Annotated in this window: 22 protein-coding genes, 1 tRNA gene and 2 pseudogenes; 13 read left to right on the forward strand and 12 right to left on the reverse strand. The window is 62.1% G+C overall.

Going from position 1 to position 19,045, the window contains the following annotated elements; genetic code table 11:
* Positions 1-89: 89 nt before the first annotated feature.
* Complete coding sequence (locus tag ABIB78_RS18975) at positions 90-962, reverse strand: DMT family transporter (protein ID WP_429027265.1); 873 nt, start codon at positions 960-962, stop codon at positions 90-92.
* Positions 963-1,292: 330 nt separating this feature from the next.
* Positions 1,293-2,972 (reverse strand): winged helix-turn-helix domain-containing tetratricopeptide repeat protein, encoded by a 1,680-nt coding sequence (locus ABIB78_RS18980; protein WP_429027266.1) that lies wholly within the window; start codon positions 2,970-2,972, stop codon positions 1,293-1,295.
* Between ABIB78_RS18980 and ABIB78_RS18985 the strand changes: the two genes are divergently transcribed.
* The 5 genes and pseudogenes from ABIB78_RS18985 to ABIB78_RS19005 all read left to right on the forward strand — a co-directional run.
* A complete protein-coding gene (locus ABIB78_RS18985) occupies positions 2,955-4,151 on the forward strand; it encodes an acyl-CoA dehydrogenase family protein (protein ID WP_429027268.1) in 1,197 nt (398 codons plus the stop codon). The genes ABIB78_RS18980 and ABIB78_RS18985 overlap by 18 nt on opposite strands.
* A 30-nt stretch (positions 4,152-4,181) precedes the next feature.
* Positions 4,182-5,084: a GNAT family N-acetyltransferase gene (locus ABIB78_RS18990; protein ID WP_429027270.1), complete on the forward strand. Its 903-nt coding sequence runs from the start codon at positions 4,182-4,184 to the stop codon at positions 5,082-5,084.
* 383 nt (positions 5,085-5,467) lie between these two features.
* Positions 5,468-5,695, forward strand: a pseudogene (locus tag ABIB78_RS18995) (SPASM domain-containing protein); the annotation flags it as partial.
* Between the two features lie 132 nt (positions 5,696-5,827).
* Positions 5,828-6,973, forward strand: a complete 1,146-nt coding sequence (locus ABIB78_RS19000; protein WP_429027421.1) for a radical SAM protein — start codon at positions 5,828-5,830, stop codon at positions 6,971-6,973.
* 173 nt (positions 6,974-7,146) lie between these two features.
* Positions 7,147-7,422: pseudogene (locus ABIB78_RS19005) on the forward strand (L-2-amino-thiazoline-4-carboxylic acid hydrolase); the annotation flags it as partial.
* A 114-nt stretch (positions 7,423-7,536) separates the two neighbouring features.
* Here ABIB78_RS19005 and ABIB78_RS19010 read toward each other — a convergent pair.
* Positions 7,537-8,100, reverse strand: a complete 564-nt coding sequence (locus tag ABIB78_RS19010) for a hypothetical protein (RefSeq protein ID WP_429027273.1) — start codon at positions 8,098-8,100, stop codon at positions 7,537-7,539.
* 366 nt (positions 8,101-8,466) lie between these two features.
* Positions 8,467-8,772, reverse strand: coding sequence for a hypothetical protein (locus ABIB78_RS19015; protein ID WP_429027275.1), 306 nt, complete (start codon positions 8,770-8,772; stop codon positions 8,467-8,469).
* 159 nt (positions 8,773-8,931) lie between these two features.
* Here ABIB78_RS19015 and ABIB78_RS19020 point away from each other — a divergent pair, with 159 nt between their 5' ends.
* The 3 genes from ABIB78_RS19020 (at position 8,932) to ABIB78_RS19030 (ending at position 9,783) form a co-directional block, all read left to right on the forward strand.
* Positions 8,932-9,159, forward strand: a complete 228-nt coding sequence (locus ABIB78_RS19020) for a hypothetical protein (RefSeq protein ID WP_429027278.1) — start codon at positions 8,932-8,934, stop codon at positions 9,157-9,159.
* Between the two features lie 82 nt (positions 9,160-9,241).
* Positions 9,242-9,460, forward strand: coding sequence for a hypothetical protein (locus tag ABIB78_RS19025; protein ID WP_429027280.1), 219 nt, complete (start codon positions 9,242-9,244; stop codon positions 9,458-9,460).
* A 20-nt stretch (positions 9,461-9,480) separates the two neighbouring features.
* The gene (locus tag ABIB78_RS19030; protein ID WP_429027282.1) at positions 9,481-9,783 is read left to right on the forward strand and encodes a plasmid stabilization protein; all 303 of its coding nucleotides are present in this window, start codon (positions 9,481-9,483) and stop codon (positions 9,781-9,783) included.
* Between the two features lie 387 nt (positions 9,784-10,170).
* On the opposite strand, the gene ABIB78_RS19035 is transcribed toward ABIB78_RS19030, so the two are convergent.
* Complete coding sequence (locus ABIB78_RS19035) at positions 10,171-10,293, reverse strand: hypothetical protein (RefSeq protein ID WP_274613371.1); 123 nt, start codon at positions 10,291-10,293, stop codon at positions 10,171-10,173.
* A 232-nt stretch (positions 10,294-10,525) separates the two neighbouring features.
* Between ABIB78_RS19035 and ABIB78_RS19040 the strand changes: the two genes are divergently transcribed.
* Positions 10,526-12,808 (forward strand): cation:proton antiporter, encoded by a 2,283-nt coding sequence (locus tag ABIB78_RS19040; protein ID WP_429027284.1) that lies wholly within the window; start codon positions 10,526-10,528, stop codon positions 12,806-12,808.
* Positions 12,809-12,841: 33 nt separating this feature from the next.
* Here the strand turns inward: ABIB78_RS19040 and ABIB78_RS19045 are convergent, their stop codons facing one another.
* On the reverse strand, positions 12,842-13,288 hold the full coding sequence (locus ABIB78_RS19045) for a hypothetical protein (RefSeq protein WP_429027286.1): 447 nt from the start codon (positions 13,286-13,288) through the stop codon (positions 12,842-12,844).
* Between the two features lie 212 nt (positions 13,289-13,500).
* Between ABIB78_RS19045 and ABIB78_RS19050 the strand changes: the two genes are divergently transcribed.
* Both ABIB78_RS19050 and ABIB78_RS19055 read left to right on the forward strand, forming a co-directional pair.
* A complete protein-coding gene (locus tag ABIB78_RS19050; protein ID WP_429027288.1) occupies positions 13,501-13,785 on the forward strand; it encodes a hypothetical protein in 285 nt (94 codons plus the stop codon).
* A gap of 85 nt (positions 13,786-13,870) precedes the next feature.
* Positions 13,871-13,947 (forward strand) — tRNA-Arg (locus tag ABIB78_RS19055).
* A 446-nt stretch (positions 13,948-14,393) separates the two neighbouring features.
* On the opposite strand, the gene ABIB78_RS19060 is transcribed toward ABIB78_RS19055, so the two are convergent.
* The 3 genes from ABIB78_RS19060 to ABIB78_RS19070 form a co-directional block, all read right to left on the reverse strand.
* Positions 14,394-14,597, reverse strand: a complete 204-nt coding sequence (locus ABIB78_RS19060; RefSeq protein WP_429027289.1) for a cold-shock protein — start codon at positions 14,595-14,597, stop codon at positions 14,394-14,396.
* A 125-nt stretch (positions 14,598-14,722) separates the two neighbouring features.
* Positions 14,723-15,001, reverse strand: coding sequence for a hypothetical protein (locus ABIB78_RS19065; protein WP_429027291.1), 279 nt, complete (start codon positions 14,999-15,001; stop codon positions 14,723-14,725).
* Entirely contained in the window at positions 14,998-15,450 is a 453-nt protein-coding gene (locus ABIB78_RS19070) for a hypothetical protein (RefSeq protein ID WP_429027293.1), read from the reverse strand. The genes ABIB78_RS19065 and ABIB78_RS19070 overlap by 4 nt, the downstream gene beginning before the upstream one ends.
* Positions 15,451-16,059: 609 nt before the next feature.
* On the opposite strand from ABIB78_RS19070, the gene ABIB78_RS19075 reads away from it, so the two are divergent.
* Positions 16,060-16,491: a hypothetical protein gene (locus ABIB78_RS19075; RefSeq protein WP_429027295.1), complete on the forward strand. Its 432-nt coding sequence runs from the start codon at positions 16,060-16,062 to the stop codon at positions 16,489-16,491.
* A 1-nt stretch (position 16,492) separates the two neighbouring features.
* Here the strand turns inward: ABIB78_RS19075 and ABIB78_RS19080 are convergent, their stop codons facing one another.
* Positions 16,493-17,245: a hypothetical protein gene (locus tag ABIB78_RS19080; protein ID WP_429027297.1), complete on the reverse strand. Its 753-nt coding sequence runs from the start codon at positions 17,243-17,245 to the stop codon at positions 16,493-16,495.
* A gap of 159 nt (positions 17,246-17,404) precedes the next feature.
* On the opposite strand from ABIB78_RS19080, the gene ABIB78_RS19085 reads away from it, so the two are divergent.
* Positions 17,405-17,890, forward strand: coding sequence for a PH domain-containing protein (locus ABIB78_RS19085; protein WP_429027299.1), 486 nt, complete (start codon positions 17,405-17,407; stop codon positions 17,888-17,890).
* Between the two features lie 15 nt (positions 17,891-17,905).
* Here the strand turns inward: ABIB78_RS19085 and ABIB78_RS19090 are convergent, their stop codons facing one another.
* Positions 17,906-18,289 carry a DUF5615 family PIN-like protein gene (locus ABIB78_RS19090; protein WP_429027300.1) on the reverse strand — a complete coding sequence of 128 codons (384 nt, stop codon included), beginning with the start codon at positions 18,287-18,289 and terminating at the stop codon, positions 17,906-17,908.
* A 19-nt stretch (positions 18,290-18,308) separates the two neighbouring features.
* The gene (locus tag ABIB78_RS19095; protein ID WP_429027302.1) at positions 18,309-18,911 is read right to left on the reverse strand and encodes a DUF433 domain-containing protein; all 603 of its coding nucleotides are present in this window, start codon (positions 18,909-18,911) and stop codon (positions 18,309-18,311) included.
* Positions 18,912-19,045 lie beyond the last annotated feature (134 nt).

The raw sequence follows: 19,045 nt of genomic DNA on the forward strand, positions 1-19,045 counted from the left end.
GCGAGATTCCGGGTTCGATGCTCCGCATCGCCCCGGAATGACATCTCGACACCCGGCCGAGCCGCACTCTGTCGTGACAAGAACTGCGCCTAAGCGCGGCGGTTGACCAGCAGCACCGCCGCGGCGCAGGCGGCCATGCCGCCAATCGCGACATAGTCGAGCTTCTCGCCGAACAGTACATAGGCCATCAGCGCGGTCACCGCCGGTACCAGATAGAACAGGCTCGCGACCGAGGTCGCGGCGTGGTGACGGATCAGCCAATACAACAGTCCGATCGAGCCGATCGACAGCGCGAACACCAGCCACGCCAGCGCCAGCACGAACTCGCTGGTCCAATGCACGACATTGGTCTCGAACAGCCAGGCCCCGATGCCGAAGAAGATCGTGACCGCGATGTACTGCACCAGATTGCCGGCGCGCCAGTCGATCTGGTTGCAGTAGCGGCGCTGATAGAGCGTACCCAGCGTGATGCTGACCAGCGAGACGCCCGAGGCGAGCCAGCCCCACCCCGCCTCGCCCGTCATCGGCCGATTGTGCAGGATCAGCACGACGCCGGCGAGGCCGAGCACCAGCCCACCCCACTGCAGCGGCGTGACGCGCTCGCCGAGCCAGCGATTGGCAATGGTCGAGGTCAGGATCGGTTGCAGGCCCGGGATCAGCGCCGACAGACCGGCGGGAATCGAATGCGCGATCGCAATCGCGGTACCGCCGAGATAGAAGCCGTGCACCAGAATGCCGGCCACCGCGCTGTGAAAGATGCCTGTCCGGTCCGGCCATTTCGGCCGTGCGATCGCTGCGATCACCGCCATCACCACCACCACGAACGCCATCCGGATCGCCAGATAGGTCAGCGGCTCCGCGTTGTTGACGACGTATTTGGTGCCGATGAATCCGGTGCTCCACAGCACGACAAAGATCGCCGGCGCCAGACGAGCGGCAGTTTCCTCGAAGCTCTTGTTCATTGCAGGCCGTCATTGCCTGAAGATGAGGCAGCCGGCAATCGCGAATTTTTGTGGGGTTGCGGAGTGGCCGCGCCAGGTGCTGCGGGGGTCTTGGGATAGGACACGTGATTGAGTGAGACGAGAGCCCCAGCGTCGCAGCAGAATTTGCGCTCGCGTGCAAACAGGTTTTTGCTGAGTTGCCCGACGTCGGGCTGTTTTGTCGCGCCGGACAGCGGCTCGCCGACCAAGCGGCCACGACGTCCCTGCTCCCGGCCGATGCGAGTCGATGTGACCGCACCTAGATGCACCGCCCATCAACTCGCGGGTTCGAGAGTGAACGGCTGTGCGCCGTCAACTGGTGAGACCGGCCTTGCGCAATCCGTCGAGGAAATGTTCGCGGTCGGAAGGATCGCGGTATCTTTCGGCGCGGGCCCGAACGAAGTCGAGAGTCTTCGCGGGCACGGCTTCGCCATGCGCGCTCAGTTCACGGCGGCGCTCGCTTACGAATGCGTCCGCTTCGAACTGCGCCTCGGCGAGCCGCCCCATTTGGGCATGGCAAGCCGCGAGAAGGCCGTGCGTCCACCTATCGAACGATCGCGCCTCCATCAACGCCTTGATCGCCGGCTGGTACGCACGCCCCGAATATAATGCGAGCGCGTGATACCAATGGTACAGATTGGGCGGAAAGGGGTTGAGCCGTTTGGCTGACCCGATCCATGTTAGCGCCTCACGCCATCGTCCCCAGTAGACCAGGATGTTGGCAAAAACCGCGGCGACGTCCGCATCGTTTGGATTGAGCGCGAGCGCCCGGCCGAAATGGATTTCGGCCCTGGCGTCTTCATTCAACAGAAACAACAGCTGTGCGAAGACGCCATGAGACCAGGCGTCGCCGTCGTCGATATCGAGCGCGGTCTCGATCTCGCGCAACGCATCGCCCAACGTCGCAGTAGAGGGCGATTCGAGAAACGCGTCGCAGACGATGGTCCAGGCGATGTTGACGTGGGCGCGGGCATATTGCGGGTCAAGCGCGACGGCGTTTCGAAAATACTCCCTCGCCTGCGCCATGGCTTTCACGGTCAACTGGCGCCATCGCTCGTTGCCCAACAGAACCAGATCATAGGCGGTGAAGCTGGAGGTCGGCTTGCGTCGGGCGATTTCACGGCCGGCGTCCTCGATACGGCCCGGCAGGGCGGCGACGATCGCCCGGACGATCTCGTCCTGCAACGCGAAGATGTCCTCCAGGTCGCGGTCGTAGCGCGCGGTCCAGAGACTGTAGCCGGTTGTGGCGTCGAGAAGCTGGACACTCACCCGCACCCGGTTGTCGGCCTTGCGCACGCTCCCCTCGGCGACATACCTGACGCCGAGTTCGCGGCCGACCCGTTTGATCTCGGGCGTCTTATGCTTATAGGCGAAGCTCGAATGGCGGGCGACGACGAACAGCGACCTGAACCGCGACAGTTCGGCGATGATATCTCCCGTAATGCCGTCGGAAAAATAATCCTGCCCGGGATCGCCGTTCAGATTCAGAAACGGTAGTACCGCGAGCGACGGCCTATCGGACACTGCCGGCGATGGTGACGTCGGCAGCCCGGCTTCGGCGGCGAGCGGCGGTCCGACATAACGGTAGCCACGGCGCGGCAGCGTCTCGATCCAGGTCGCGCCTCCGTCGAGGTCGGCAAACACCCGCCGCAAGGCGGCGATCTGAACCGTCAAATTGCTCTCCTCGATAGCAAGCCCGGGCCACGCGGCCTGCATCAACGCGTCCTTGGACACCGGCGTTCCGGCCCGCTCGACAAGCAGCCGAAGCAGCACCACCGCGCGCCGGCCGAGCGCGACGGGTTCGGACCCCCGGAACAGCATCTCGGCCTCGGCGTCGAGGCGGTATGGACCGAATTCGTGGATCGTCGCCATGGCCAGGAGACTACATTTTTTGCAACTTTTTCGGAACGGATTCAGGACCTCCGGGAAGCGGACGATCATGCTGCGGCGGTGCTGAACTTCGAGGAGAGCCCGATGCGCGATCCAGGCCATGCGGCGGAAGCGGACGGTCCGGTGGTGAATGCTGCTGCCCCGGCCCGCGTTTGCCGCGTGCTCGAGGCCGTCCAGGCGCTGGCCCCGCTCATCGCCGCGCAGCGCAATGAGTTCGACAACGGGCGCAGGTTGCCAGACGCGGTTTTCGCCGCGCTGGCCGATGCCGGCCTGTTCCGCCTTTGGCTGCCGAGCGGGCTCGGCGGACCAGAGTTGTCTCCCTTCGAGTTCATGCGCGTCGTCGAAGCCGCCTCGGCGCTCGATGGCTCCGTCGGCTGGCTGGTCGGCAACGGCGGCGGCATGAGCCGGATCGGGGGCTATCTCGGTGAGTCCGTCGCTCGCGAGTGGTTCGCCGACCCGCGCGCCTTCGTCGCCAGTTCGACCGGAGCGGTCGGCACCGCGACCGCCGTCGCGGGCGGCTATCGCCTTTCCGGGTGCTGGCCGTTCGCTAGCGGCGCGCATCACGCGACGCGTTTCATGGTGCTGGCCAGCGCCGGTCCCGGAGATCCGGATTCGCCGCTTCTCTGCTGCTATCTGGGCCGGGCGGACGTGACCATCCTCGACAATTGGCATGTGTCGGGCTTGCGCGGTACCGGAAGTTGCGATTTCGAGGCACGGGATGTTTTCGTGCCCGCCGCTCACGCCCATCCGTTTCTCGGGCTGCAGCCGACCCAGCCCGGACGGCTCTATCGCATGCCGCCATCGTCGGTGTTCGCGTGGAGCATTTGCGGGGTGCCGCTCGGCATCGCCGCCGGCGCCATGACCTCATTCGCGGAGCTCGCCGGCCGGAAAGGCCGCCAAGGCACCCGGGCCGTGCTTCGCGATCGCGAGATCGTCCAGGCGACGGTCGGCCGCACACGAGCGATGCTTCGCGCTGCCCGCGCCTTCATCATCGATGCGATGACGGAATTGATGGCCGCGGCCGAGACGGGCGGCGAACGGTTGGTGGAAGCGCGCGCGGACGTTCGAATCGCCAGTGCACATGGGGCCGAGACTGCCATGTCGATCACCGATGAACTGGCTTCGAGCGCGGGCGCCGCCGCCATCTTCGAGACCTGCGCCGTGGAGCGCGCGGATCGCGACGCGCGCGCCGCCGCGAAGCATATCGCGATGAGTCCGAACAACTACATCATCGCCGGCCGGCTGGCGCTTGGGCTCGATCCCGGCACGGTGAGGTTTTGAACGTGGTCCGACCACCAACGGAGTTGCCCGATGTCAGTGGTTTGCCGGCCGGCACGCGCACAGGATCTGGAGTTCGCCGATGCCCTCGTGGTCTCCAGCATCAACGATCTCACGGAACGGCACGGCTTCGGTCCAATGGCCGCTTCGTCTCCTCCCAAGTTCCAGTTGTTTTCCATGAGGGACGATCCCGACGGTCTCTGGGTGGCGGAGGAGAACGAGCGGATCCTCGGCTTCGCCTGGAGCTGGGTCTGCGGCGACATGTGGTTTCTGGCGCAGCTGTTCGTGTCGCCAGATCAGCAGGGGCGGAGCATCGGCAACGAACTGATCAAGCGGACCATCGAGCACGCCGAGAAATCCGGCGCGTCCAACAAGGTGCTCATCACCTTCAGTTTCAACACGGGATCGCAAGGGCTCTACATCCGTCACGGACTGCTTCCGCGATTTCCCATCTACAGTGTCAGTGTATCGCGCGAACAGCTGATCGTTCACTTGCACGGCTCGCGATACGACGTCACGCCGCTCAAGGCAGAGGCTTCGACCTTACGCCGCCTCGCGCAAGCGGACGAGCAGACCCTTGGTGTCTCGCGCGAAAAGCATCACCGCTATCTGATCAATGACGGCGCAGCGACCGGGTTCAATCTCCATGATGGAAACGATTGGGCCGGCTACGCCTATGTGGACGCCGGCGGTCATATCGGACCGCTTGCAGTGATGGAGCCCCACGCCGTCGCTCCCGCCTTGAGAACAGCGCTGCACCTGGCGGTCGAGAGCGGCTCCTCACGGATATCGGCATTCCTGCCCGGCGCAGGCAAGGCGGCTCTTGACACCGCGATGGAGCACGGACTGCGAATCAGGTGTCCGATGCTGCTGATGTCGTCGCGAGAATTCGGCAATTGGGCCCAATATCTGCCGCGTAACCCGGGCTACATGTGACCGGAGCGAATCTCGATTTCGGCCTCAGCAAGAATTTCGTGGTGCTGCAAAAGAACGAGCATGGGAATTTCCTCCCGGCCCGCTGTTTGATTTTCCGGCAGAGTTCAAGGCGCGCGCTCCAGAGCGTCATACCTCCGCCGAGATCGTCCGCAATTTTGCGCTGATCCGCGACGAGCCAGACCCCAACAACAATTTGGAACTGCCAGGGAACGAATGACGCCGAAGCGAGTTGCGCAAGGCAATTGAAAAATCGACATACCCGTGCTCAACTACTGAGTGCGGCAATTCGCTGCCCCAACTAACGCACACATGCATATCACTGATGAGCGGTAGCAGCCGCGTGCAGCCCGCGTTAAAGGGACATCGCTTAACTTGGGTTGAGAATGACTGAGAGTAACACCATAACACCGCGCTGCCATATCCCCTGGCAGCAGATGATTGTGGACAGTACCGGGGCCGCCGCGCCGTGTTGCTATTGGGGCGCGTATGAGAACCTGAACAGTCCGGTCGGGAACGTCAAAGAGCAATCGATCGAGGAAATCTGGAACGGCCCGGCCTACCAGAAACTTCGCGCCGGCATGGCGAGCGGCGACCTGGCTGCGGCCGGCTGCGCCAAGTGCCACGCCGTCAGGCAGGGCATGGGCCTGGGGTTCGACTATGACAGCGACGCCGATGGCGATACCGAGACGCCACATGGGCGCAACATCGCGGTGCTCAAGGATGAGATCGCCCGCGGCGCAACCGTGCTCGAGGCCAAGCCGACTATCATTTCCTACACGCCGTCGCACCGCTGCAACATCCGGTGCACTCACTGTTACCAGGAGGAGACCCGCGACGCCGAAATCAAGCGCGCCGACGCCGCCGACGAGATCGAGCGCCTCGCGCCGTATCTGGTGCGGCTGATCGCCGGCGGCGGCGAACCGTTTCTGTTGCCGATCTGGCGGCGATTCCTGGCGAATTTCGACACCAGGAAGAACCCCTATCTCGACTTCGGCACCTCGACGAACGCCACCATCGTCACCGAACCGGTCCTCGCCGGCCTTCGGCGGTTCAAGAACATGACCATCAACGTGTCACTCGATGGCACGGGAGAGACTTACGAGCGCGTCCGCGTCGGCGCGAAGTTCGACGAGGTGCGCGCCAACATTCGCCGGCTCAAGGAGGTGGTGAAGGCCGCCCCGTCGCCCAAGGCGAATATCGGGATTTCGATGTGCGTGATGAAATCCAACATTCTCGACTTGCCGAACCTTGTGCGGTTTGCGCGCGACGAGGTCCTGCAATTCGGCATGTCGCCTGTCATTACGAGGCCGCCGGACGAATCGTTGCGATGCTTCAATGATCCGGTCAAAGATATGGCTGGCTGGGCAGATGCGATCGACGCCGCCAAGGCCGAACTCGACAGCTATTTCCCTTCGCTCGCCGTGGTCTGGCGATCGCAGAGTGTCCCGGACGAGACGCAGGAGACATGGCGCAACCTGTTTGAGGTGTTGCGTGCGCAAATCCCGCTCGATCTGGCTGATGTCCCGCACAAACGAGTGACATTGGACATCCCCGATGAGCTGATGATGCGCGCTGCGGCCGCGCATGGTGTTGCGCCGCTGGTTGCTTACATATTCCCGCAACGGACAACAGACGGCGTCAGCTATTGGGGGCCCATCAAGGATGGGCGCTGCGAAGTCTCGCTGCCGGACGGCGCGTTCAGCGTCGGCGTTTCCACCAAATGGGCCGCGACCGGTGGCAACGGAGGTTTCTTCGACGTCGGCGATCATCAGCCTGATGACGCACCCATTCCTGTGCAAGCGCCGACCCATCGCTACTCACCCCGGCGCGTGGCGGCTGGCGTGATGCGGCGCGCGCGCCGGATGCTCGACCGAGTGACGGAAGGGTAAGCACCAGCGCGTGTGCTCATAAAGCGCTGCGGCCGCGCCCTTGCGGTGGCCGCGCTCGATGTACTAGGTGCCCTGCCCGATGATCGTCACTTCCGCAGCGATAGCCCTGATGGTGGCCAAGGCCGCGTGTTATCAGCAGGTCGTCAGAGAATCGGACCTTGCTGTGCGAGTAAGCTACGAAAAGCCATCAGAAAGAGTTTCCAGAGAATTTCGTCTACGATTTCGTCGAGCCGCGCGCGGGTGACAGCTTTGAATTCGGCATCAACTACAAAGCCTGCGGCTTTTGCAAATTCGCGGCTCGCCACGGAGACAAGGAGATCCTGCTGAACATTTGTGGGCTTGATTTCGACGCCTATGCGACGCGAGGCATCCACCTGGAAAGGAGACAAACGTTGGCCGGCGGCGCCAACCACTGCAATTTCCGATTCTCGCGGCTGCCGCCGGACTAGGACGATGTCGGTGTGTGCTTCGAGTCGATCGCGTCGCTTTTGACAAGATCCCTGCATGTCCGCGACTGCAAAATGCGCAGTGATGAAAAGGGCCCATTCGGCAACGCCGAGACCTCATTCCAGGTGATACTTTCTGCCGTTCGTATTCGGATTGGTATTATCACTTGTCGAAAGCAGCAAGACCGGGCCGAAAAAGTTACTGCTGTCCCGGAAAAGCTGGAAGCGGCCGCCACCCTTGGCGGCGATGTCCTGCGGGTCGCTATTTGCCGGGCCGAGCAGCTTGTCATCCTCGTACAATCGAGCAGCGTTGAGCTCGCCGTTCAGATACTTGACGGGAATTTGGTACGCATGTCCCTTCAAAAAGTAGAAGCTGCCGCGGAGCAGGTTTCTGTCGATCGGACTCGGAGGAAGCAGATAAAGGAATGCACTCGACGCCAACGCAAAAAGCGTCGATCCGATCACGATGCGCGCGTTGGCCGATATCCTAAACGAGGCTTTCTCGGGACCTGGCCTGCCGTTCCCCCCTTCTCCCGAGGAGCGCGCCTTCGTCGCATAGAGCTGATAGGAATCGGTCAAGCCTTGCTCGCGTCCTTCACGAAAGCCGATCTGATAGGATATGCACCAACATAAGGCAAACAGCAGAACCAAACCCAAAGCGACGAGGAACGCGGTCAGCATGCGGCGACGCCAATGGTTGTGACGACATTGATCGTCAACTAGCGCAGCGGTTCAGCGGATCGACATGCATCCCCGCGCGGCGCCGGTTGCCGAAGAGCTTCATCTAGTCGACCTAATGCGGCATCCTCGTGGAGAGCGCACGAGAATTTCCGGCCCGCCTTCGAAGGAAGGTCCAGCAGCCCGGACAGCCCTTTCCGTGGGCGCTCGGCGGTTTCGACCGGGTTCCGAGCGTAGCTTGCTTCTACCTCTCGCGTTTCACGTTACCGTTCCTGCCAAACACCTATCCTATCCAATCCCCTTGCTCCATGACGACGGAGAACGCGCAACCTCGGCCGTTCGGCACATGCCGCCAACACCAGACGAGCATCAAATCGTTGTCGCGCGTCCGGCGAAGTTGCCAAGGACTGCCATCAGCACAGTCACACCAGCGCAACACGCCAGCGCGACCTCCCAGCCCCCGGTCGCATCACGGGCAAATCCGGCAAGCGGCGGGCCGGCAGCCGCGAGCGTGTAGCCGAGGCATTGGGCCATGCCTGACAGCGCGGCCGCCTGATGGCCATGCGCGGTTCGCAAGCTGACGAATGTCAGACCGAGGATGAAGGCCGCTCCCGCCCCGAAGCCGACCAGCGCGAAGGCGCTCGGCAAGCCGCCCGCGAAATATCTCAGCGACATCGTTCAAGGCGGCGGCCCGGCCTTCGCGGCGTGATGCACGCCGCGAACCTGCTTACCGGCGCCCGAATTTAGGAACGCCAGGCGGCAATGAGCGTTTTTTAGGTGCCGGGCGAGCGACATGCGAGCCGCGTGCACCAAGCCCATGCTCGAGGATTCCGGATGCCCTACGCGCTGTTCGATCACGACCGACAAATCGGCAAAGCTTTTCCGACGGAAAAGCAAGCGTGGGAACATGCACTGGTCTCCGGCCTGATCTTCGATGTTCCGGTCGCGGACGAGGCACCGGGCCAGGTGCTTCCGGCCGGCTATCACATGAAGCAGATTCCCGGCGACGGCGAGGTGTTCGAACCGGCCCCCGAGTGGAAGTTGCCGAACGAGATTTCGTGATCGGCTCACGGCGGGATCAGCGATCGAATCGTCACACGGCAGGCTGGCACGTACCGAACCACCAACTATTCAGGATGAATGCATGGTCGAAACCGGCAGGATTTTCCGCGTTCGCTGCGTCGACAATACGTTGCAACGTGACACGCTCTCGCTCGGGCGCATCTACGAAGTGACACGGGATAACGAGCGTGACGGCTATTACGAGCTCGGCGGATTGGGCCGCTTCAGCCGGTCGAGATTCGAGGTCGTAGAGTCGAACGATGACAAAGCCGAGGTCCGGCGAAGGCCTCGATCGAGATAGACAATAGACAGGAGAGCACAATGCCCCGAGGCGACAAGTCGAGCTACACCGACAGGCAGAAGCGGCAGGCTGAGCACATCGAGCAAGGCTACGAGAAGCGTGGCGTTTCCACCGGCGAAGCCGAGCGCCGCGCATGGGCGACCGTCAACAAGGAGACGCACGGCGGCAAGAAGAGCGGCTCCGGCCGCGGGACGCGCGAAGACCATTCGCCGTCGCGCAAGGGCGGCAAGCTCGGCGGCAAGGCGGCCGCAAACCGTCCAGCGGCGGCGCGGTCGCGCTCGGCCAAGAAGGCCGCGCGGACGCGCAAGCGCCACGCCGCCTGATCCGCACCGGCGTTACCTCGCCGGCAGGAAGGTAATACCGGGCATTTGAGGTGGCTGCTCGCAAATGCGTGATCGGACGTCCCCGCTGGTTGCCTTCATTTGGGCACCTATCCGGAACAATTTGGGCACGTAGGCTGTCAAGTCAGGAAGCAAGGGCGGCCGCCGCAGGGGGTGCCTGCAATTGTCGTATCGACCCCACAGCAACTGGCAGGACGGGGATCTGCGCAATCTCGTCCGGGTCATATCGGCCTGCACCTTGGGGCTTTGGGCATTTGCGGCCGGCCTCCTGATCGGGACGTTCCTGCTTTGATGTCTGCTTGCTCTGATGTCCGGCCTGCTTTGACGTATAGCCTGCTGAAATTGAGGTGGCGGACGCGCCGCCCCGCGCTAGCCGCCGCTCAGATGATGTGCGGCGACGAACAGAGCGAGCGCGCTCAGCACCAGCGCTGACGTGGCGCCGGCAACGCTACGGGCGAGTTCCGCCTTCGAAAGATTGGATCTGGTTGCCATCGCAGCCTCCTGTGCGTGCGAGCCAAGGGGGAGATATGACGCAGCCGCTCCGGCGGTCAGGCCCGCTCATGGAGACAATCGCATCATGACGATGAACGCATCATGAGCGAAACGAACGGTCCGCGCCTCGGTTCCAAAATCTGGCCGCTTGTGGATCGCTTTCGGAACCCGAACGTTGACCGCATGCGGCAAGCGGGCCGAGCCGCGCCGGAATTTGGCAATCGGAGACGCAATGGTGATCCGCTGGAGGCGGCTTCAACCGACGATCTGGGCGGTCATCATCCTGCTTGCGACCGTCACGGTAGCCGACGCCGAAGGCGACAAAGCGAGCAAGCCTTCCGAGTTCATCCTGCTCGCCCAGATCGCACTGCTGATCGCGGTCGGGCGCGGCCTCGGCGAACTGATGCAGCGGATCGGCCAACCCTCCGTGATCGGGGAACTGCTCGGCGGCCTGCTGCTCGGCCCGTCGCTGCTCGGCTGGGTGTGGCCGTCGGCGCATAGCGTCGTCTTTCCACCGTCCGGCGAGCAGAAGGCGCTGATCGACGGCATCGCGCAGTTCGGCATCCTGCTCCTGCTCTTGCTGACAGGCATGGAGACCGACCTCAAGCTGGTGCGCAAGGTCGGCCGCGCGGCGACGACGATCTCGGTCGCCGGCATCGCGGTGCCGTTCGTCTGCGGCTTTGCGCTCGGCGAATTCCTGCCGCAGAGCCTGTTGCCGCATCCCGAAGCGCGGCTGATCGCGTCGCTGTTCCTCGGCACTGCGCTGTCGATCTCGTCGGTGAAGATCGTCGCCGTCGTAGTGCGCGAGATGAACTTCATGCGCCGCAATGTCGGCCAGATCATCGTCGCCTCCGCGATCATCGACGACACCATCGGCTGGATCATCATCGCCATGATCTTCAGCCTTGCCTCGCGCGGCAGCCTCGACCTGCTCTCGATCGCGCAGGCGCTGTTCGGCACCCTCGCCTTCCTCGCGGTCAGCTTCACGATCGGCCGGCGGCTGGTGTTCCGGCTGATCCGCTGGGCCAATGACAATCTGGTCAGTTCGGCCGCGGTGATCACCGTGATCCTGCTCTTGATGAGCGTGATGGCGATGATCACGCACCTGATCGGCGTGCATACCGTACTCGGCGCCTTCATCGCCGGCGTGCTGGTCGGGGAGTCCCCGATCCTGACCCGGCAGATCGACGAGAGGCTGCGCGGACTGATCTCCAGCCTGTTCATGCCGGTGTTCTTCGGGCTCGCCGGCCTCAGCGCCGACCTCACCGTGCTGAAAGACCCGTCGCTCTTGCTGTTGACCGCGGCGCTGATCCTGATCGCGAGCATCGGCAAGTTCGGCGGCGCCTTCGTCGGCGGCGCGCTGGGCGGGCTGACGCGGCCGGAATCCTATGCGCTGGCGAGCGGCATGAACGCGCGCGGCTCGACCGAGGTCATCATCGCCACCATCGGCCTGTCGATGGGCGTGTTGAGCCAGACCATGTTCTCGATGATCGTGACCATGGCGATCCTGACCACCATGACGATGCCGCCGATGCTGCGCAACGCGCTGGCGCGGCTGCCGCTCGGCAAGGACGAGAAGGAACGCCTGGAGCGCGAGGAAGTTGAGCAGCGCGGCTTCGTCGCCAATCTGGAGCGGCTGCTGCTCGCGGTCGACGAGAGCAGCAACGCGAAATTCGCCTCCCATCTCGCCGGCCTGCTCGCCGGCAGCCGCGGCCTGCCGATCACCGTGCTGCACGTCGGCGCCGACGCCAAGCTGCAGGAAAAGAACCGCGACGACGAGGAAAGCCCCGAGGCGGCGGTCATCAATGCGGCCAAAGCCAGTGCCAGGGCCAGGGCCAGCGCCGAGGCCGATGCCGACGGCGGCGGCAATGTCGACGTCATCAGCCGCGCCCGCGAGGAGACGGCGGCTGAGGCGATCGCCGAGGAAGCCAGGAAGGGCTTCGACCTGCTCGTGGTTGGCATGGACGAGGTCGCGGGCCCCGATGGCGGCTTCGACAGTCGGATCGACGACCTGACCTCCGGTTTCGACGGCCCGCTGGCGATCGCAGCCGCCAAGGGCGTGCACCAGAGCGAGCCGACGGCGAACGCGCGGAAAATCCTGGTACCGGTGTCGGGCAGCAACGTCTCGCGGCGCGGCGCCGAGGTCGCGATCGTGCTGGCGCGTCTCTCCAGCGAACCGCTGCAGGTGATCTATGTCTCGACCACGCGTGACAAGGGCGCCCGCCGCAGCAGCCCGAGCATGTCGCTGGCATCGGAGGAAGCGATCCTGAAGGACATCGCGGCGACCGCTGCACGCTATGACGTCAACGTGGCGACGCGGCTGCGCGCCAACGCCGCGCCGGAGGTGGCGATCCTGCAGGAGATCACGGCAAGCCGGGCGGACCTCGTCGTGATTGGCGTCGACCGCATCCAGGGCGACAGCCTGAATTTCGGCAGCGTCGCGGCCGCCGTGCTCGGCAAGTCGAAGGCGTCAGTTCTGCTGGTGTCGGACGGCGACGTCAGGCCCAAAACCTGACGCGCGGGACCATACGCGGCGGAACGGCGCGCCCTACCACTCTTCCGGACAAGGATCGACGATCTTCCAGAGATCGGCCCCGTTCTTGATCTTCTTCATCTCGGTGGTGAGCCCGCCGTTGCGGCGGATCCAGTCCTTCACCGTATCGGGGTAGTAGGACATCAGGTCGGAGGTGCCCTCGAGGCTAGTGACCTTGATGCCGAAGGTGAATGCCTTGTCGTAATAGGCCTGATGGAAGCCGATGCTGGCCTTCGGCGTCACGCAAATCTTGTTCAGCGGCACGATGCCGAACACCAGCGTGCAGGCCGAATTGCAGATGCCGTCGATCACGACGCGCTCGCGGCGCTCGCGGATCTGCTTGTATTTGGCCTTGTACTCCTCGACATAGCCGCCATGGTCGCGCGTGATGTGCAGCACGGCCCGCGCGGGCGTCGCAGTCAGAACCGAGAGCAACAAGGCGGCAAGGGGCGTGATGCGCATGAAATGTTCGAAACCGAGGGAAAGGCGGCCCGCGCGGACCTGACCGCAAGACTCTGGCCGGACTGTGTTGGCAATCCGTTAAGCATCCGCAAAAAGGCAAAATTTGGCGCGCTGTGACGGATTTCCCGCAGCTTTTGGCGGCCATTCTGGGTTAAATGAACCTGGGACCGGCTAGGAAAGCCGATTCCAGCGTGAATGCCCGGAGGCCGCCAATGACCAAGACCAAGCTTTTCGCCGCTCTAGCCGTGACTGCGACCCTGGCCGTGACGGCCCTCACCCCGGCTGCCGCGGCCGACCTCACGGCCTATCCGCACCACCGGCACCACCATCGGCACGCCCATTGGGGCCTGCCCTACCACATCAGCTATCTGCACAATTACGGCCCCGGCCTGGCCCCGGGCACCTTCGCCTATTACGACGGCCCCTCGAGCAACAGGTGCTACCAGGGCGCCGCCGCCTATATCGGCCAGGACCATCGCCGGCATCCCTGCTTCTGAGGTCCGCCGAACGTCGCCGGGACATGCGGACGCCGCGCCGTCCCGGCTGGCTCCGGCAGCCCAAGTCTGATAATCGACCCGAAACGCGCTCGTAGCTCAGCTGGATAGAGCATCGGATTTCGATTCCGAGGGTCGGGAGTTCGAATCTCTCCGAGCGCGCCAGCAATTTTATCGACGGCACAATGACTTAAGGCGCGCTCGTTTTGTTCTGTGTGAGCGGTTTCGTGTTGCGAGCTAATTCCAACGGCACCAAGCAAAATCAACACGTTACCAAACGCTACAAATCACTCCGCGCAACACGGCCGCAACATGGGGCTTCGCGATTTGTTCTGACTACGGTGTGGCTGCTTAGGATCCTTTAGAGCGTCTCGCGCGTTGAGGCCCCATCGAGGGGCTAAACCCGGAGGTGGGGTTATGTGCGACGTTCCTCGGGATATTCAAAGAAAGTTCGAACAGCGATGGGCCGCCAGATTTGCGCGGCCGGTGGAAGCGCGCCGGCTCGAAAAGCATCAATCTGAACAGCTGGATCAACCCCTCACCGCTCCAATCAAGGCCCGGAGAAAAACCCGCCGAACTAAACCGGCGGGCTCGATCACAACCACGGTTCGTTAGCCGACTCTCAGATTTTCGGCGGACGATTTGCCGCGATTTTCCCGCTCTTCGTAGCTTACCTTTGCACCCTCATTGAGACTGCTCAGACCGGCCTTTTCGACCGCCGAAATGTGCACGAATACGTCTTTGCCGCCGTTGTCGGGCTGGATAAATCCAAACCCCTTGACCGGATTGAACCACTTCACAGTACCTGTCGCCACGTCGTCTCTCCCATTTGAAACAAGGTCGACAGCGTAGATCGGCAGTGCGGTACATCGCAAGGCGAACTGGAGCGGCGATGTGCCGTTTGGAGATGCCCGGGAATCGGCCCGGGCATCCAGGGCTTTCAGTTGACCGTCCCTCGATACGGGATGGCCGCGACAGGGACCAAGTCCGAACGGCTCTCCTCCCCCTTTGCTTCGTTAATCGCTCGCACCGCGTCGACGGCGAAGGCGAAATTTTGGGCGACCACCGCGCAGGGCATCTCGATCACCGCCCTGTCTTCCCAGGCGCCGGCACTCTCGACTGCGAAGAACAGCCGGACCATGCCCGAGCCCATGGGCTCGACCTTGCGGATCGTGGTGGCCAGGCATTGCGGCGCGCGACGGCGGGTTGTGGTCCTCATGCTGCCAACCGCTCGGCCAAGACGCCTGCGACGTTCTCGATCAGAAAGAACTGCCACGATCGCGAGATGTCCCGCTCATCGTTGCTGTGAAGATCCTCAGGGAAGCCCTGCCCGTCGGTGTCGAACTCGGTTGCGTGCTTGAGCAGCGCCAGGAGGCCGGCCATCGTGGTCGGCCGAATGTTGAGGAGTTCAATGGCGGCGGCATCGTCAGCCTTCATTGACCGGGTCACCTCCTCGTCAGCCTCGATCCAACGCGGATCGGTACTGCGCACGTTTGCGATCTCGAGCTCACCTTGAAGGTCAGCCCACCGGGCAAACTCCGCCCGTGCCGCCTTGTGGTGCTCGATCGCGGCAAAGATCGGGTCGGCATCCCCCGCGATGTTGGACGCGAGGGTAGGCGCAACAGCGCTCGCGCCGGCGAACACTGCGGTTGAAGTGATCACGTTCATCAGAGACCTCCTGCTCATGCCCCCTGCTCGGTCGGCATAAGTCGTAGGAGCAGCGTTCGGTTCTGCCTCGCTGTCGAACCCCTGACATGCGCCGGGAAGGCTGGCCGAAACCGCTTGAGGTGACGAAAATTGAACGGCGCCGGCGGCGCTTTTGTCGGTCCGAGAAGACGAGTTCGTCCGTGGCGTGCTAAGCACGCGATCAGCCTGGGTCATTTGGATTTCCACTCCTGTGTGGCTTGGGCTGGGCCCGTCTCGGTGTCACAACCACCTTGGCGGGCCGCAAAGTTTAGTGTATTAATTGTAGTTGAGATTATCCGGTTTGTCAACTACATTTAATGTGCGATATGGGCAGGCCCCCCTCTAAGAATCCGAAAACGCTCCCCGTCTCTATGAGGCTTCCGCCGGCGGTAAAGGATGCTGCTGAGAAGGCAGCCGCCGCGGACACACGCTCGCTCTCGTCCTTCATCGAGAAGTTGCTCACCGACTACCTGAAGAAAAACAAGTATCTGAAGCTGGACTAACCCGGGGCTTCCGCCGGGCTGGTCGAGATCGGGTTGAAGGTCAAAAAGTAGTCCCATAAAGTGCCGGCTCCTGTCCGAGGAGCCGCCGATGCCGATCTATTTGGTGCGGACCATTAAAGAGCGCGATCTCGTCGGCATCTTCGCAGCGCCGAACGTGATGGACCTCGCCTTCCTCATAGATGAAGTGCTCGATCCTGATCGATGCGAGTATCAGCGGCTCCCGTCTGGTGGGATCGTGTGGGACTCGCGCGCGGTGAGCGTTCCGATCGAGGCAGCCGGTGATGATGACGATCCGGACGAGGACCCGGAAAACGAGGTGTTGGTGCCATGGGGCGGCGCTCGAAGCACCGAAACCTGGAGCAACTTCCTGTATGGTGGCGCCGGATCAAAGTGGATGAAGATCAACGTTAGCCTAGAAGATCTGTACGGCATCGACCCCGAGACACCAGAGCCTGAGCCGCCGCCTAAGCCAGTCCGAACGAGAAAGTCTGCAAGCGTGCTGCCGTTTCGAAAGGGCTGATCTACTCCCTGATCGGTCGTCGCCCAATCTTCGCGGTAAGCTCGGCAATCCTCTTATTGTCTTTTTCTTTGATCGCTTTCCTGAGCTCTACCAGATCGCCATGGCTGAACCCCTGGTCCGTTGGGCGCTTTCGTGATCGGATGGTCGGCTCAGTACGCCCAACACGCTGATCCGGCGCTGGCTTGAGAGCTTCGTTAGGCTTGGAGGGGCCAAGGTCCACATCATCCCACTTGGCGAGCCCTTTTTTCAGAGGAGGCTGCGGCTTTGGTGGCCGCTTCAATTCCTCCAGCGTCCTGATCCCGTCCTTGATCACTTCTTCGGAATGCTTCCCGCCGAAGTGCGGTTCTTCGCCTAGGATCTTGTGCGCGGCCAAGCGCAGCGCGCCTTTGACGATCAGATCCATCCCATGTTCTCGGAGCCATGAACGGTGACGCCAATCATCGTCCGAGTAGTCCATCTCTGTCGTGGGGATACGAAGTATTTCCTGGAACTCCGCTACTGTTGTGCCGCGGCCCATCTCTTCGTGAAACTTGTTGAGCGCATCGATGAAGTCGGCAAGCCGCCGCATGAGGTAGACCGACTCGGTCTCGCTGCCGGCCATTGTACGAAGCAGCGCCGCAGAGAATCCGGAGAGCGTCCGCTCCACCTCTCGCTTAGCCCAGTCGCGCGCGCGCTGTTTCTCGAATTCGCGCTCTTGCTTCTCGCGCTCTTCCTTGTCGGGACCGTCGCCCTCGATGACCCTGAAATCTCGCATTCTGCCCTTCCCCGGAGGGTCGATCCTCTCGCGACGGGCGCCCTTAGGCAAGACACTTCGGTGGCCAGAAATGTGACCACCGGTCACTGAAGTCGGATACCTTTACTTGCGCTCGCTCACCGGTTGCGATTGGATTGCGAGTTGGAGGCGCTGTCTCAAATGAAATATATTGATCGCGTATTAGGGCCTAAAGAAGAGATCCTCTACGAGACGGGTCTACATTGGATAGTATTCGCGACGCCCATGGCAGTCTTAGCTATTGCCGCGTTCGCCGCAGCCGACCTAGGCGTCAGAAAGAGCACTGTTGCCGGTTTTGTGTTCTTCGCGTTCGGTACAGTCGGTGTCATCGCCCTTGTGAAAGCGTTCATCCGTTGGGCTACTACGGAAATTGCTGTCACCACCCATCGCATCGTTTTAAAGAGAGGTCTCGTTGCCCGCGACACTATCGAAATCAACTTCAACCGCATCGAAGGACTGGACGTCAAGCAGACAGTCCTGGGTCGCATTTTTGATTTTGGCACGGTCGTCGTGCGCGGCACTGGAGTAGGTCTACAGCCGATGCGCGACGTTTCCGCTCCGATCGAGCTCCGCAAGGCTGCGTTCGGGGATTTGACACCGCACGCGATTGGGACTGATCAAGTCTAGGCCGCCTACGAGCACCTACCGATGCGTTCTCAGGTATTCGCGCCCTACCCAAAACCAGAGCCGCTTATCGGCACGAAATTGCGCGAGTGCAAACTCGGACACGACCAGTTCGAGCGCACCCTGCAAGCGGGAAGCACCGTCCGGCTCGAAACATCGCATCCAGATGCGGCTTAGCCGTCGAAATCTTGCCCGATGGCCAATCGGGATACGCGGGGCTATGGATTCAAAATCGCCGTCGAAGCTGACCAACACACTATTTTGCTGTTCGGCAACCGTTGCGACAATTAGATCCGCCGAGCCCGGCGGGACATATTCCCTGATGAATTGTGCTTCGTGGCCGTGCCGGGTTAGCATGTCGGCCATATCGACGGGGACGTTCTCATCCAGCATAAAACGCATAGGCCATGATTATGGCGAATTAGGCGCTTTGGGCGAGTCCTTCTTCGTATGCAAGCGCCCCGTCAACATCTTCGATTGAAAGAGTGGGGTATTGCTCGAGTATTTGCTCTCTCGAATAGCCCGCTTCCCTGAAACGTCTGATGGCTGCGGTGGGGATACGGGTGCCCGCGATCACGCTGGAATTGCGAGCTACGTGCTTTCGCTTCTCAATATGCCCAATTTGGGAGGCGTCGCGCTTTTGCATCGCAGCAACACGATCTTCCACATCCTCAATCACATTGATCACCGGGATCATAGCGAGCTGCCCACTCCGGACACCCTCGACATCCTGCGACCCAGGTTCTTGAAAGTAGACCTCTCTCTTAAGCACATACAGCTTTAGATCGGCCCAATGTTCGTATCCGCGCCGAACAAGTTCCGTGGCAGTCTTGCGTAGCTCTTGAAGCGATACATCGTGCTCTTTCATGAGCACTGCGATCGTGCGTAAACCGACCACGTCCTTGAACGAATAGATGCGGCTATAGGGAACGTGCCGATCCTCATACGCATACTGAGGCTCAAAGAATCCAAGCCTGTCCCACCGGCGAAGCTGCCATTTGGTCAGCCCGGTAAGCTTCTCCACATGTTCTTCGCCGAATGCTTGAATTAAGGCCACAAATCAACCGCTTACCTGATGATGGCCAAGTCGCCAGTTGAGCGTATTATAGGTGCCATGCTCACGTTATCAAACGCTTTAAAGACGGGCCGGCAGATCGA

The organism is Bradyrhizobium sp. I1.14.4, assembly GCF_050435825.1.
Classification (GTDB): domain Bacteria; phylum Pseudomonadota; class Alphaproteobacteria; order Rhizobiales; family Xanthobacteraceae; genus Bradyrhizobium.